12 protein-coding genes and 11 tRNA genes are annotated in these 13,908 nt (G+C 34.8%); 1 reads left to right on the top strand and 22 read right to left on the bottom strand.

Annotated elements, in window-relative coordinates:
• Window positions 1-106 precede the first annotated feature (106 nt).
• The gene (locus tag PG914_RS01720; protein ID WP_488821958.1) at window positions 107-1,018 is read right to left on the bottom strand and encodes a diacylglycerol/lipid kinase family protein; all 912 of its coding nucleotides are present in this window, start codon (window positions 1,016-1,018) and stop codon (window positions 107-109) included.
• A 75-nt stretch (window positions 1,019-1,093) separates the two neighbouring features.
• Here PG914_RS01720 and lplA point away from each other — a divergent pair, with 75 nt between their 5' ends.
• On the top strand, window positions 1,094-2,008 hold the full coding sequence (lplA, locus tag PG914_RS01715; RefSeq protein WP_488821957.1) for a lipoate--protein ligase: 915 nt from the start codon (window positions 1,094-1,096) through the stop codon (window positions 2,006-2,008).
• 47 nt (window positions 2,009-2,055) lie between these two features.
• Here the strand turns inward: lplA and PG914_RS01710 are convergent, their stop codons facing one another.
• The 21 genes from PG914_RS01710 to PG914_RS01610 form a co-directional block, all read right to left on the bottom strand.
• Entirely contained in the window at window positions 2,056-2,688 is a 633-nt protein-coding gene (locus PG914_RS01710) for a YczE/YyaS/YitT family protein (protein WP_488821956.1), read from the bottom strand.
• A gap of 96 nt (window positions 2,689-2,784) precedes the next feature.
• Complete coding sequence (lpdA, locus tag PG914_RS01705) at window positions 2,785-4,161, bottom strand: dihydrolipoyl dehydrogenase (RefSeq protein WP_488821955.1); 1,377 nt, start codon at window positions 4,159-4,161, stop codon at window positions 2,785-2,787.
• Window positions 4,162-4,171: 10 nt separating this feature from the next.
• On the bottom strand, window positions 4,172-5,800 hold the full coding sequence (locus PG914_RS01700; protein ID WP_488821954.1) for a 2-oxo acid dehydrogenase subunit E2: 1,629 nt from the start codon (window positions 5,798-5,800) through the stop codon (window positions 4,172-4,174).
• A gap of 15 nt (window positions 5,801-5,815) precedes the next feature.
• Window positions 5,816-6,799, bottom strand: coding sequence for an alpha-ketoacid dehydrogenase subunit beta (locus tag PG914_RS01695; protein ID WP_488821953.1), 984 nt, complete (start codon window positions 6,797-6,799; stop codon window positions 5,816-5,818).
• 1 nt (window position 6,800) lies between these two features.
• The gene (pdhA, locus tag PG914_RS01690) at window positions 6,801-7,886 is read right to left on the bottom strand and encodes a pyruvate dehydrogenase (acetyl-transferring) E1 component subunit alpha (RefSeq protein WP_488821952.1); all 1,086 of its coding nucleotides are present in this window, start codon (window positions 7,884-7,886) and stop codon (window positions 6,801-6,803) included.
• A gap of 150 nt (window positions 7,887-8,036) precedes the next feature.
• Window positions 8,037-8,660: a Fic/DOC family protein gene (locus tag PG914_RS01685; RefSeq protein WP_488821951.1), complete on the bottom strand. Its 624-nt coding sequence runs from the start codon at window positions 8,658-8,660 to the stop codon at window positions 8,037-8,039.
• Window positions 8,660-8,977 carry a type II toxin-antitoxin system RelB/DinJ family antitoxin gene (locus PG914_RS01680; RefSeq protein WP_488821950.1) on the bottom strand — a complete coding sequence of 106 codons (318 nt, stop codon included), beginning with the start codon at window positions 8,975-8,977 and terminating at the stop codon, window positions 8,660-8,662. The genes PG914_RS01685 and PG914_RS01680 overlap by 1 nt, the downstream gene beginning before the upstream one ends.
• A 99-nt stretch (window positions 8,978-9,076) precedes the next feature.
• Window positions 9,077-9,958, bottom strand: coding sequence for an agmatinase (gene speB / locus PG914_RS01675; RefSeq protein ID WP_488821949.1), 882 nt, complete (start codon window positions 9,956-9,958; stop codon window positions 9,077-9,079).
• Window positions 9,955-11,430 carry an aminotransferase class I/II-fold pyridoxal phosphate-dependent enzyme gene (locus PG914_RS01670; RefSeq protein WP_488821948.1) on the bottom strand — a complete coding sequence of 492 codons (1,476 nt, stop codon included), beginning with the start codon at window positions 11,428-11,430 and terminating at the stop codon, window positions 9,955-9,957. Before PG914_RS01670 ends, speB begins: the two co-directional genes overlap by 4 nt.
• A gap of 170 nt (window positions 11,431-11,600) precedes the next feature.
• Window positions 11,601-12,716, bottom strand: a complete 1,116-nt coding sequence (locus PG914_RS01665) for a hypothetical protein (protein ID WP_488821947.1) — start codon at window positions 12,714-12,716, stop codon at window positions 11,601-11,603.
• 98 nt (window positions 12,717-12,814) lie between these two features.
• Window positions 12,815-12,890, bottom strand: a tRNA-Phe gene (locus tag PG914_RS01660).
• A gap of 6 nt (window positions 12,891-12,896) precedes the next feature.
• A tRNA-Asp gene (locus PG914_RS01655) sits at window positions 12,897-12,972 on the bottom strand.
• Window positions 12,973-12,978: 6 nt separating this feature from the next.
• Window positions 12,979-13,055, bottom strand: a tRNA-Met gene (locus tag PG914_RS01650).
• Window positions 13,056-13,110: 55 nt separating this feature from the next.
• Window positions 13,111-13,199 (bottom strand) — tRNA-Ser (locus PG914_RS01645).
• Window positions 13,200-13,226: 27 nt separating this feature from the next.
• Window positions 13,227-13,303, bottom strand: a tRNA-Ile gene (locus tag PG914_RS01640).
• Between the two features lie 4 nt (window positions 13,304-13,307).
• Window positions 13,308-13,384, bottom strand: a tRNA-Met gene (locus PG914_RS01635).
• 45 nt (window positions 13,385-13,429) lie between these two features.
• Window positions 13,430-13,505: transfer RNA gene (locus PG914_RS01630), tRNA-Ala, on the bottom strand.
• Window positions 13,506-13,531: 26 nt separating this feature from the next.
• Window positions 13,532-13,618 (bottom strand) — tRNA-Leu (locus PG914_RS01625).
• A gap of 18 nt (window positions 13,619-13,636) precedes the next feature.
• Window positions 13,637-13,712: transfer RNA gene (locus tag PG914_RS01620), tRNA-Lys, on the bottom strand.
• A gap of 7 nt (window positions 13,713-13,719) precedes the next feature.
• A tRNA-Thr gene (locus tag PG914_RS01615) sits at window positions 13,720-13,795 on the bottom strand.
• Between the two features lie 20 nt (window positions 13,796-13,815).
• Window positions 13,816-13,891, bottom strand: a tRNA-Val gene (locus PG914_RS01610).
• Window positions 13,892-13,908 lie beyond the last annotated feature (17 nt).

Genomic DNA, 13,908 nt, shown 5'->3' with positions numbered 1-13,908 from the left:
ATACAAAATGTTTAGCAATTTGTCGTTGCAACTTACAATTGCAAAATTGTAAGTTGTTTGAAAATTTTTCAGAAAATAAAAGCATTATACCTAGTGTCTTATTCTTTTAATTAAATAATTTGTTTCTGTGTTTTGGATGTACATAAACAGTGACTTCTTTATTTAAAACTTCAACCTTTAATGATCCTTTAGGTCCACGTTCACCATCTAGATTCCAAGTCCATCTTTCATCGAGTTCAAATCTTATTTGAGATTCATTTAAATGTAGGTCATTTTTAAAGTGACGACCTCTAAATAAATAGAACCATACCATTTTAGTCCAGCTGAAGAAATGATTTCTAGTAAATACTCTCACTGCAATTTGACCCGAATTAAGTTTCATTCCTTTAGTAAATTTACTCATATTAAATCCAGCAACCCTAGAACCTGCTGCCATCATAATTAGGAATGACTTTTTATCATAGTTCTTAATCGATGATACAACCCTTACTTGCATCTTGTATATATTAAATAAATCATTAAAACCATTCATTACATAGCCAAGCGGTCCAAGCCATCTGAGTTTCATACGATCAATTTCATATGAGATTTTAGAAAACTTACCGACTGCTGCTGCGTATATGAAATATTGATCGTTTGCTTTATAAACGTCCATTTCTTCATAACTGGTTGTTTTTAAAAGCGCTAAATTATAAAACACATTTTTACCAAGACCTAACATACCTGCAACATCATTTGTTGTACCATATGGTAAGAATAATAATCTAGGTCTATTTTCTTTAGGCACTCTCATAATCCCTAATATGACAGAGTGAATCGTACCATCACCACCGGCAATTAAAAAAGTGTCATAATTACATGACATCGCTTCACAATCGTTTTTCAAATCTTTATCTTTGGTTACTTGGTAATAATCAACTACCCAATTATTAAGTTTGAAAAAAGCATTAATCTTATTAAAGTCTTTTTTTACTTTACCTTTACCTGAGGCTTCATTATAAATAAGGACTGCTCTCATAATTCCCCACTTTACTTCCTTATTTTATCATTTAAATTTAATATATGATAATATAATAACGGAGTTAACAAATATATGAAAACAATTTACCCAATTTCCAATGATATCCAATTTAATCTAGCTTGGGAAGAATATATTTTAAAAGAGATTGCTTTAAATGAAGATATACTCTTACTCTGGCAAAACGAATCTTCATTAGTGCTCGGTCGTAATCAAAATGTCTATGAAGAAGTTAACCTTAAATTCATTCATGAAAACAAGATTCCACTTGTTCGTCGTATTTCAGGTGGTGGTACTGTTTATCATGATATGGGAAACATTAACTTCACAATCATTACTTCTTCTAAAGAAAATATATCTAAGTATGAAAAGATTACGAAACCACTTGTTGATGCTTTAAATAAAATAGGTATACCTATTGAATTTAGTGGTAAAAGTGATTTAAAGATCGAGGGTAAAAAGGTTAGCGGTAATGCACAATTTGTCCACAAAGATCGACTACTGCATCACGGTACACTTTTATTTGATTCAAACTTAGATATTTTAAATGCGTCTTTAAAACCTAAAGATCAATCAACAGATAGTATTGCAGTTAAATCAAACCGTAGTGTTGTTGGAAACATAAAAGACTATACAAATCTATCTAAGGATGAGTTGATTAAGTATTTAATCGATACCTTAACAGATGGTACATCTATCGAACTATCTAAAAAAGATATTTTAAAAATCGAGCAACTTAAAGCTGAGAAATATGAAACATTCAGATGGAACTACGGTGAATCACCGCGTTCAGTCATAATTAAAAAAGATGATATTTATGATATCAAGTTATCCGTCGTCTATGGCATGATTGAAGAGGCATTTGTTGTTAGAGAAGGATCTCTTGATTTAAATCTATCGTCAAGTTTACTTTCTATTCAACTTAGACCTGGTGAATTATCTTTCTTGAAAAAGAAACATCAACAATTATTTGATTTAATATTTAGCTAATAAAAAAAGACTCCGAAGTTGAAGTGAACTGAAGGAGTCTTTTATTTTTAATATACTGTAATAAATTTCTTAAAGATTTTTTGGAAGAATGAGATGATAAATCCAATTGTTAAGACTGATGCGATAGTTAACCAACCAATTTGACTGAATTGTCCAGCAATAGCAGCTAGTGTCAATGCGATTGTAATCATGGTGATTTCAATGATTAACTTAGTCTTAACTGTATTTTTTACTTTCTCATTAACAAATATGAAGCATACTTCACTTGGTGTTAATGGGAATTTAGCATTAAACATGATAAGTGCGATTCCTGCACCAAGTAAAACTAAACCAGATAAGGCAAGTGGTATTTGAAGTAACAATCCATACTGTGTAAGGTTTGAAGGAATGACAAAGTCCCATAAGTTAATTAAGTAGCCAAATGTGAAAACAATTAAAAATGAGCCTAATGTTTGCCATTTTCTAATTAAAATAAAATTAAAAACTACCCATGCACCATTAATAATAATAGATGCAATACCTAGGTCAATTCCTGGGATTAATTCATTTAAATAATATGATACTGCATCAATTGGATAAGCACCTTGTTCGGCACGATAAATTAATACAACACCTAATGCAATGATTAAGTATCCAATCACGTGGAGTAATAGTCTATAACTAAAATTTAAAGCCTTCATATAATACCTCACAGCCTAATCAATTATACACGAAATAATTAAAGTTGCAAGTAAAAACAAAAAGGGAACTCCATGCGGAGAACCCTTTTATATTTGTTAGATATGAATAGCTTTATCGATTGCACCAAGCGCAGCTTCAAGTGATAATTCAGATAATGTTGGATGTGGATGAATTGCATGAGCAATTTCATAAGCAGTAGCTTCTGCTGCCATTGCAACTGAGAATTCAGAAATTAATTCTGTTGCATTGTAAGCATAGATATGAACACCAACAACTTCTAAGTATTTCTTATCAACGATTAACTTGATGAAACCTTCTTTTTCGCCATCAGCAAGTGCTTTACCAACAGCTGCTAGTGGAACTTTAGAAACTTTATAATCGATACCGCGTGCTTTAGCTTCTTTTTCAGTTAAACCAAGTGCAGCGATTTCTGGTGAGCCATAGATACATGATGGAACTTTATCGTAATCCATCTTTTGATGACCCTTCTTAAGGATATGTTCGACAGCAACGATACCTTCATGTTCTGCAACGTGTGCAAGCATGAATTTACCATTAACATCACCAATTGCATAAATGCCAGGTACGTTAGTTTGTAGGTATTCGTTTGTCTTGATGTTAGCACGATCCATTTCTAATCCTAAGTGTTCAAGACCCTTAGAGTTAGCACGTGTACCAACAGCCATTAAGATTAAGTCACCTTCGATAGTTACATCTTGGCCAGCTAAGTTGTAAGTTAACTTATGATCGTTAACTGATTTAACTTCAGCACCAGTTAAAATTTCAATGCCATCACGTTTTAATGTCTTAGTGTATGCCACACGAACTTCTTCGTCCATTGTTGGTAAGATGCCATCCATCTTTTCGATGATTGTAACTTTTGAACCAAATGAATTGAATACTGTCGCGAATTCTACACCAATAACACCGCCACCAACAATTAGAATTGATTTTGGATAGTTTTGGATAGCAAGTAATTCTCTTGATGTTACAACGATGCCTTTCTTATAAGCATCTTCAACTCCAGGAATTGGAGGAACGATTGCAGATGCACCAGTTGCAATAATTACATTTTTAGTTTGTAATGATTCGCCATTAACAACAACTTCGTTTGCTGATTTAATATCACCAAATCCGTTGTAAACGTCAACGCCATTCTTCTTTAATAAGAAATCAACGCCACCTGTTAATTGCTTAACAACACCATCTTTACGTGAAACAATTTTTGACCAATCGAAACCGATTGAACCAGTTGATGTTACACCGTAGTCATTTGAATGTTGTAATGTTTTGTAAACTTTAGCAGATTTTAAGAAAGTCTTTGTTGGGATACATCCGTGATTTAAACAGATACCACCAACAACTTCTTTTTCAACTAAAGCAGTTTTTGCCCCAAGTTGAGCAGCCTTAATAGCAGCAACATAGCCACCAGGTCCGCCACCTACGACAATAATATCGTATTGTTTAGCCATGATGATCTCCTTAGCTTAATAGTAATAATGTAGGATTCATTAATAATTCTTTAACTCTCATTAAGAATCTACCACCATCAGCACCATCGATAATTCTGTGGTCTACTGCTAATGATAATGGTAATACTGATGCAATCTTAATTTCGCCATTTTCAACTACTGGTTTTTGTTCAATCTTACCAACACCAAGAATTGCTAATTCTGGGTAGTTAATTACTGGAGTACCAATTGAGATACCAGCTGAACCGAAGTTAGTAATTGTGAATGTACCATTTTGTTGTTGATCTAAAGAAATCTTTCTTGCAATAGTGTCATCAGCTAATTTTCTAACTTGGCTAGCAAGTTCGAATACTGATAAGTTTTGAGCGTTTTTAATGTTTGGAACGATTAATCCATCTGGAGTATCAACAGCCATACCTAAGTTGATAAACTTCTTGATATATAATTCATCTGTTTCATGATTGAATGATGCATTGAATGTTGGGAATTCACGTAAAGCAATGATAACTGCTTTAGAAATGAAAGCCATATAAGTTAATTTAATACCTTTAGCTTCAGCAACACCCTTAGCTTTGTTTCTGAATTCTACTAGCGCGTTAACGTTAACTTCATCAATTAAAGTTGTATGAGGAATTGTGTAAACTGATCTAACCATTGCGTTAGAAATAGCTTTACGTACTCTTGATATCTTAACAACTTCAACTTCACCGGCTGGTTTAGCTGGAGCAGGAGTTTGAGATTTAGCAGGAGCTGAAGCAGTTGGAGCAGCTTGAGTAGCTTGAACAGGAGCGGCAGCAGGAGCAGTTGTACCTTTAGCAGCAGCAACGTCATCTTTTAATACACGACCTTGTTCGCCAGTACCTTTAACTGTAGAAATTTCAACACCTAAGTCAGCAGCAAGTTTTCTTGCAACAGGAGATGCTAATACTTTACCTGTTGATGTTGCAACATGTTCTTCTGAACCACCACCGATAATTTCGTCTGAAACTTCGATTTCACCAACAACACCAGCACCCTTCTTAGGTTCTGACGCAGGTTCAGTAGTTTTTTGAGCAGGAGCTGCAGCAAGTGTAGCACCTTTTTCTCCGATTAAGACAACAGTTTCACCAACGTGAATAACTTCGCCTTCTTTCTTGCCAATCTTTAATACTGTACCAGAAACTGGAGCAGGTAATTCAGCGTTAACTTTATCTGTTTCAACAACAACTAAAGTTTCGCCTTCTTTGACTGCATCGCCTTCTTTAAAGTTCCATTTTAGGATTGTTCCTTCATGAATACCTTCACCGATGTCAGCAAATTTGAAATCATAAACATCAGCAGATACTGCTTGAGCTTGAGGGGCAGCAGGTTGTGCTTTAACTTCAGCTGGAGCTTGAGGAGCTGCAACTGGTGCTGCACCACCTTTACCGTCGTCAATAATTACGACGTTTTCACCAACGTGAATAACTTCACCTTCTTGTTTACCAAGTGCTACGATTACACCATCAACTGGTGATGGTAATTCAGCGTTAACTTTATCTGTTTCAACAACAACTAATGTTTCGCCTTCTTTTACTTTGTCCCCTACTTTGAAATTCCATTTTAAGATGGTACCTTCATGGATACCTTCACCAATATCGGCAAATTTAAATTCATACATGATATATTGTCCTCCTTATGGTCTAACTTTTGCTAACTTCTTTAATTCGAAAGCAATTCTTTCTGGTTGTGGGAAGTGATAGTGTTCGCCTCTTGCAAGAGGAACAGTGATATCAAATCCAGTGAAACGAACAGGAGCAGCTTCTAATGAATAGAATGCTTTTTCGTTTACCATAGCGATTAATTCAGCAGCTGGACCATAACACTTAACAGCTTCTGTAACCACCATGAATCTACCAGTTTTCTTAACTGAGTTTAATACAGTTTCTTCATCATATGGAGCGATTGTTCTTAAGTCAACGATTTCTACTGAAATACCGTCTGCTTCAACTAATTTAGCAGCTTTTTCAACTTCACGAACGATTGCACCCCAAGCTACGACAGTAATGTCAGTACCTTGTTTAACAACTTTAGCTTTTCCTAATGGAATTTCGTACATTTCAGCTGGAACTTCTTGTTTACCAGCACGATAGATACGTTTTGGTTCTAAGAATACTACAGGATCTGGATCGTTGATTGCAGCAAGCATTAAACCTTTTGCATCATATGGTGTAGAAGCTGTAACAACTTTTAAACCAGGGATTGAACCAAGTAATGCTTCAATTGCTTCTGAGTGATGTTCAAGCGCACGGATACCACCACCATGTGGTACACGAACTACCATAGGAACAGTGAATTGTCCTCTTGAACGGTTTCTCATACGAGCAGCATGAGTAACTAAATCTGTATAACCTGGGAATAAGAAACCATCGAATTGGATTTCAGCAACTGGTTTTAAACCGTTCATTGCCATACCAATTGCAGAACCGATAATTGCTGATTCAGCGATTGGAGTATCGAATACTCTTTCTTCACCATATTTCTTTTGTAAACCAGCTGTTACACGGAATACGCCACCTTCAAAACCAGCGTCTTCACCGAATAATACAACTGAGTTGTCTTTTTCCATAGCTTGATCAAGGGCTTGGTTAATAGCTTCTAATAATGTAATGATTGCCATATTACTTAGCTCCCTCTAGATATTTTTTCATATCTTCGTATTGTTCTTTTAATTGTGGTGTCATTTCAGCATAAGTGTGTTCGAAGATTTCCATTAATTCAACCTTAGCACCGTAAGATTCAACTTTCTTGAATGTTTCACCGATTTCATTGTTAACATCTTCAACTAACTTAGCATCTTCTTCTTCAGTCCAATAACCCTTATTGATTAAATAAGTCTTAAATCTTGCGATTGGATCTTTCTTAGCCCATTCGTTTTCTTCTTCTTTAGTACGATAGATTGATGGGTCATCTGAAGTTGTATGAGGTCCCATACGATAAGTGAATGCTTCGATTAATGTTGGGCCTTCACCTTTTCTAGCACGGTCCATAGCTTCTTTAGCTACAACATACATAGCTAACATGTCATTACCGTCAACTTGTACATAAGGGATACCAAAGGCAACACCTTTTTGAGCTAATGATTCTGATTTAGATGCTTTTCTAACTGGAGTAGAAATAGCATATTGGTTATTTTGGATTACACCAACAACTGGTGCATTGAATGTAGCTGCGAAGTTTAAACCTTCGTAGAATTCACCGTGAGCTGTACCACCATCACCGATAGTGAATACTGTAACTTCTGGTTGTTTTCTAATCTTAGAAGCCATTGCTAAACCAGCTGCTAAGTTTGATTGTGAACCAATGATAATGTTTGTTGGTAATACTCTAACACCATCAGGTCTGATTGAGCCTCTTTCATTACCATACCAATATAAGAATACTGATTCTAATGTTACACCGCGGTATAATTGAAGATTTAACTCACGGTACATTGGTGAGTTCCAGTCTTGTGGTTCCATTGCAGCAGCAACACCGATTTGTGCAGCTTCTTGACCCATATTTGGTGCATAAGTTAACATACGGCCTTGTCTTTGGTATTGTAAAGCTTTGATATCAGCATTACGACCTAAAACAGCAGTCTTATACATTTTTAATAAAGTCTCTTTTGGTAAGTTTGGTTCGAATTTTTCGTTTACAACTTTACCGTTTTGATCTAAAATTTGAAATTGCTTATCTTTTGAAGCATCATATTTCTTAGCGATCATAATTTCCTCCTATAAAGTTTTTCGATTGCACCTTAATTATATAATTAAAAACCTTCCCCGAGGTGGGAAAGGCTTTCTAAATTGGCATCTTACTTAATAAGTAAAGAAAATTGATTAAAATTTGTGTTTTAGACCGAAATTAGGTCGTAATTACTGATTTTTTGTAACACGTTTGTGAGAAATGATATCATTGAAGATTAAATTGAGGTTATAGAACTCTCCAATGGTTGCCCAGACTAATGCATTTCTAATATCACTTGAGTTCTTATTAAACTCTGATAGATTAATTTCATAGCCATATTTTTGAATAAACAAATCGATGAACACCATGAGTGTTCTGGTGTTTCCTTCTCTAAATGGACGAATAACCCAAAGTGTAACAATCATATTAGATAAGGTATCAATGAACATTTCTTTTGAAAATGTTTCCCAGGGAAGTTTCATAAATTGTTCATCTACTTGTTCTAATTCTTTCATGACCATAGTGTAATCTGAATAAACTACTGTGTTTTCACCTAAAATGAATTCAGATTGAGTTACATTAATCACTCTAATTTTTCCAGCCCATTCAAAGACATTTCTAAATAAAATTCTATGTAATAGTAGTAAATCCTTACAAGAAGTGAGAATAATTGGTTCTTTTTGGAGTCTAATCATTGAAACTGCGAATTGTTTTGCGGTGTATTCTTTTAATCTTGCTTTATCTTTGATGCCTGCAACGTTGATATGAACGTTTGTACCAGGATAAAGGTATGGATCTTGTGTGTTTGGCATTATCTTTCCCTATTTAATGCAAAGACTGCAGTTTCAAAATCAATTTCACCTTTTGCATATAAAAGTAAAATGTTCTTTGCATAATCACTTGGTACACCGCCACCAAATGAATTATATCCGATAGCTTTTTCTAATTTATTATAAGCTTCTTCATATTTTGGAATTCTAACCTTAAATGGAAGTGCCTCATCTAAAACAACTTGATTTAAAAATAGGTTAATAGCATCGCTCATTTTTAAATTAAGCTTATCTAAGACGATTTCCACTTTTTCTTTTGTTTCTTTATTGACTCTGACGTTAATATAATCTGTTTTCATGTTATCACCAATTCTATTGTAACACATTTGTGGTACAGTGTTAGTTTTATTTTAAATTATGAAAGAAAAAGGTGCCATAAAGGCACCTATATTTATATGTTACTTATTTCTTTTCTTGTCTAAATTCTTTTGAAGAATTAAAACCATTTCTCTTAGTGTTTTTGCAGCTACTGCGTTTGATGCACCAGATGGATCTAAGTATGGTGATAATTCAACAAAATCCGCACCAACAATATTGTTTAGTTTTTCGAATTGATCAAATGCCCATAATAAATCTTTATATTGCATACCACCCGGTTCAGGTGTACCTGTACCTGGGAAGACTGCTGGGTCTAATACGTCTAAGTCAATGGTAATATATACTGGTTTATCTTTTAGAGTTTCAACAGCCTCAGCTAACCCCTCAAAGTCAAACTTTCTTTGATAGATATGCTTTTTAGCCCAATCAAATTCTTCTTTATCTCCAGATCTAATACCAAATTGGTAGATATGGTGATCACCTAAAAACTTGTGTGCATGACGCATAAATGTAGCATGTGATAAGTCACGGCCAAAGAAGTTTTCACGTAAGTCAGTGTGTGCATCTAAGTGAATAACATATAAGTCATCATACTTCTCTTTAACAGCCTTTAAAACAGGGTATGTAACTAAATGTTCGCCACCAATCATCATTGGGACTTTACCATCTTCTAAAATGGTTTTAGTTGCATCATAAATGATATCTAGGGCATCTTCTACTGCACCAATTGGGAGTGGAAGATCACCAGAGTCACAAGTCTTATAATCTTTTAAGTCTGCTTCTCTATATGGTGAATACCATTCAACACCAAATGAATCCACACGAATTGCATTACCTGCAAAACGCGTTCCTGGTCTATATGATGTTGTTGCATCCATTGGACATGAATAAATGACAACATCCGCTTCATCGTATTCCGCTGTACATGATTGGAATGATAAATCTACTTTACTTAATTTCATAAGTCACCTTCGTATTTGATCCAGTTGTCTTTATCAACAACTTTCACATAGTCTCCTTCTGTATCTGACAAGATTGTTGAACCTTGTTCCATGTAAAATTCTAAATCATCTAAAATATCTTGGTTAATAATCTCACCTGGTATTACAAGTGGAATCCCTGGTGGATAAACCATAATGTTTTCTGCTGCAACCTCATTTAATGCATCTTCGTACTTAACAAATCGCTTTGGTGCATGATATGCTTCACGAGGACGGGCATAGGTTTCAGGATATGTGAAACGAATCTTATATTTGATTGTTTCATCCTTTTTATGTTTTTTAAGATTCTTTAATGCTTCAATAAATCTATCTAAATCTTCTTTAGTTGTACCAATCGATAAAACAGCCAATATGAGATGTGTTTCTGCAAGTTCCATTTGGATATTGGATTCTGAAGATAAAATATTATATGCGTCAAATCCAGTGATTCCAAGGTCAGATACCTTAACCATGATCTTTGTTTCGTCATAGTCATAACCTCGGTGGCTAAGTACATAATCTTTAGTAATCGCTTGAAGGCCTTTTATACGATTAATTCGCTTTCTAACATAGTCAGCTAGTTCAATTAACTCATCTAATTTTTTAGGCCCATTTAATGCCATATAACTACGTGTTGTATCAAGGGATGCCATTAATAAACTAGATGGGGAAGTTGATTGTAGGATATTTAGTGTTGATTGTATAAGGTTAACATTGACTCTATCACCTTTAACAAGTAACATTGAGCTTTGAGTTAGTGAACCTACTGTTTTGTGGATTGAACATGCGCTCATATCCGCACCAGCTTCCATTGCAGAAACTGGTAATTTTTCTGAAAATCCAAAATGTGCACCGTGTGCTTCATCAACTAAGACTAACATATTATGATCATGTGCTAATTTAACAACTTCTTTTAAATTAGAGGTCACACCAAAATATGTAGGGTTAATAACAAATACCGCTTTAGCATCTGGGTTTTCTTCAATTGTTTCTTTTAATTCTGCAATATTAATACCATTTGCAATCCCTAATTCCGAATCAATGTGTGGTTTCATAAAGATTGGCATTGCACCAGAAAGTATTAAACCGTTAATTGCAGATTTATGAACGTTTCTTGGAATAATAATTTTTTCTTTGGCTTTACATGCTGTCATAATCATAGTAATAATACCTTGTGAAGTACCATTAATTAAAAAGTAAGCATGATCCGCACCAAAAGCATCAGCAGCAAGTGCTTGAGCTTCTTTTAAAACACCTTTTGGTTTAGCAAGATTATCTAAGCCTCTTGGTGCATTTGCATCTAATCTAAAAACATTAGAACCTAGGAATTCTCTAAACTCATTATTGATTGCTCCTAGCTTGTGTCCTGGTACGTCTAGTGGTGTTGTATCACTCATACCATATGCTTTTATTTTGTCGAAAAATGGCGTTTTTGATTGATCCAGTTTATACATTACATTCCTCTTGTTTTTCTATATAATATAAACTAATATGCCCAAAAATTTCAGTTATTTTTAGTCTAAAATTATTATACCATTTATACTAATTTATATATAAAAAATGGGATTAACAATTAGAATATTTTATTACAAGAAATAAAAAAACTGAGTACATGATTTTGTACTCAGTCTGTTAAAGTCGTAAATTCTTTTTCTATATATCTTTGATAAGAAATACCATTCACAGAACCATAATGCAACGAAACCGATAATTCATATGTTGTATTAGATTCTAGGTTAGAATCAATTGTCCACTCACTATCAAGACCCGAAGTAACAAAAACACCTTCTTTAGACACACTTGCAGATTTTGAAAGCGTTGGTAAGATCACATTATTTATATTAACGATTTCATAAGTTATACTACTTGAGGTAATATTTGTAATATTTATGTCAAAATTTATGTGTGTAAATATATCTATTTCTTTTGTAAATTCTCGATATCCAAGTCCATCATATAAATCATATACGCTAGCAAATACTAATTTATACTCTTTAGTGGTATCAATATCTTCTAGTATAAGTGTTTTGGTATCCAAGATATGTTCACTAATTTCAAGTGCATAGCTTTTAACAAACGAATCATCTTTAGCTATTAAAACTAATGTCACATCTGGATTTTGATATTTTTCAAATATTTTTTTATTATGTAGTAAATAATTAATTTCTAATTTATCTTTATAAATTTTAATTTCGTTAATCTCTAAACTTAAAGGGTCCTTTGATTTAACTGCTACTTTAAATTCGTGGGTATGATTCATTGATGCTTCTTTTAAGTTACCAGAATCATCATAATTTACTTTTGATAGTTGAATATCGTGTACACCAAAAGCATCTCTATGACCATTAAATGCAATCATTATGACTTCATTCTTATAATTTATATCGAAATCTTCTTTATGAATAACTTCTCCACTCACTTCAATAGATTCAATTGAATAATTTCTTAAATTAAGTACTTCTATCACCAAATAATAAGTTTGGTTATCAACATAAAAATCATAATTTTTATCATCAGGTAATGGTAAATAACTACTCGTATCATTACTACTTAATGTTAAAAAGTCTGATTCATTATTCTCAGGTTTAAAATCTAATCTAACTCCTCTAATATTAGTATTAGTTGTTAAATAAACATTCGTTACAACCGGAGGTAAAAAAACTAATAAACCTAAATAAACAATTACGCCTAAACCTAAGATGCTGCTAATAATTATTATCAATAATTTCTTTGTATTCATTTTTATACCTCTATGATCGATGATCTTTAATTTAATTATACTATAAAAATAAAATAAAAAAAAACACCATTAAGATGTTTTAGTTTCTAGTCTTGAAGTGGTGGCTCCGGACGGAGTTGAACCGCCGACACGAGGCTCTTCAGGCCACTGCTCTACCAACTGAGCTACAGAGCCGATAAATGGCGGTCCGGACGGGATTTGAACCCGCGATCTCCTGCGTGACAGGCAAGCATGTTAACCCCTACACCACCGGACCGTTTATTGGTTGCGGGAAATGGATTTGAACCATTGACCTTCGGGTTATGAGCCCGACGAGCTACCAGACTGCTCTATCCCGCGATACATTGATTTAATTACCACAACTATTATAACATAATTGAGTTTTGAATAATAGTGGCGGAGGAAGAGGGATTTGAACCCCCGCGGCTTTTACACCCTGTCGGTTTTCAAGACCGATCCCTTCAGCCTCTTGGGTATTCCTCCGGATATAATTTAATTCTAAGTTACAACTGGTGGACCCGGTTGGACTCGAACCAACGACCGACCGGTTATGAGCCGGTAGCTCTAACCAACTGAGCTACGGGTCCAGACTGGTAGCGGCGGGGGGACTTGAACCCTCGACCTTTCGGGTATGAACCGAACGCTCTAGCCAGCTGAGCTACACCGCCATATGTGGTTATGTTGAAATCCAAACTGAGGTACTGAAATCTATCTGGTGGAGCTTAGCGGGATCGAACCGCTGACCTCCTGAGTGCAAAGCAGGCGCTCTCCCAGCTGAGCTAAAGCCCCATTGCTAGATTGTTATATATAAAAAGTGGTGCCCGGAGTCGGACTTGAACCGACATGGATTTTACTCCACAGGATTTTAAGTCCTGCGTGTCTACCGATTTCACCATCCGGGCGGATTATAAAATTAGGAATGGTGTCCCGTGATGGACTCGAACCATCGACACCTTGATTAAAAGTCAAGTGCTCTACCACCTGAGCTAACGGGACAAATAGGTGGTGCCGAAAACAGGAATTGAACCCGCAACCTACTGATTACAAATCAGTTGCTCTGCCAGTTGAGCTATTTCGGCATACCTTTTGATAATATAAGTGGTGGAGGCTGACGGGATCGAACCGCCGACCCTCTGCTTGTAAGGCAGATGCTCTCCCAGCTGAGCTAAGCCTCCGTAATAATGATGAGATA

This window comes from Acholeplasma sp. ORD1043 (assembly GCF_057808485.1).
The sequence above is the reverse complement of the archived record's forward strand: the minus strand, read 5'-3'. Positions and strand labels throughout refer to the sequence as shown.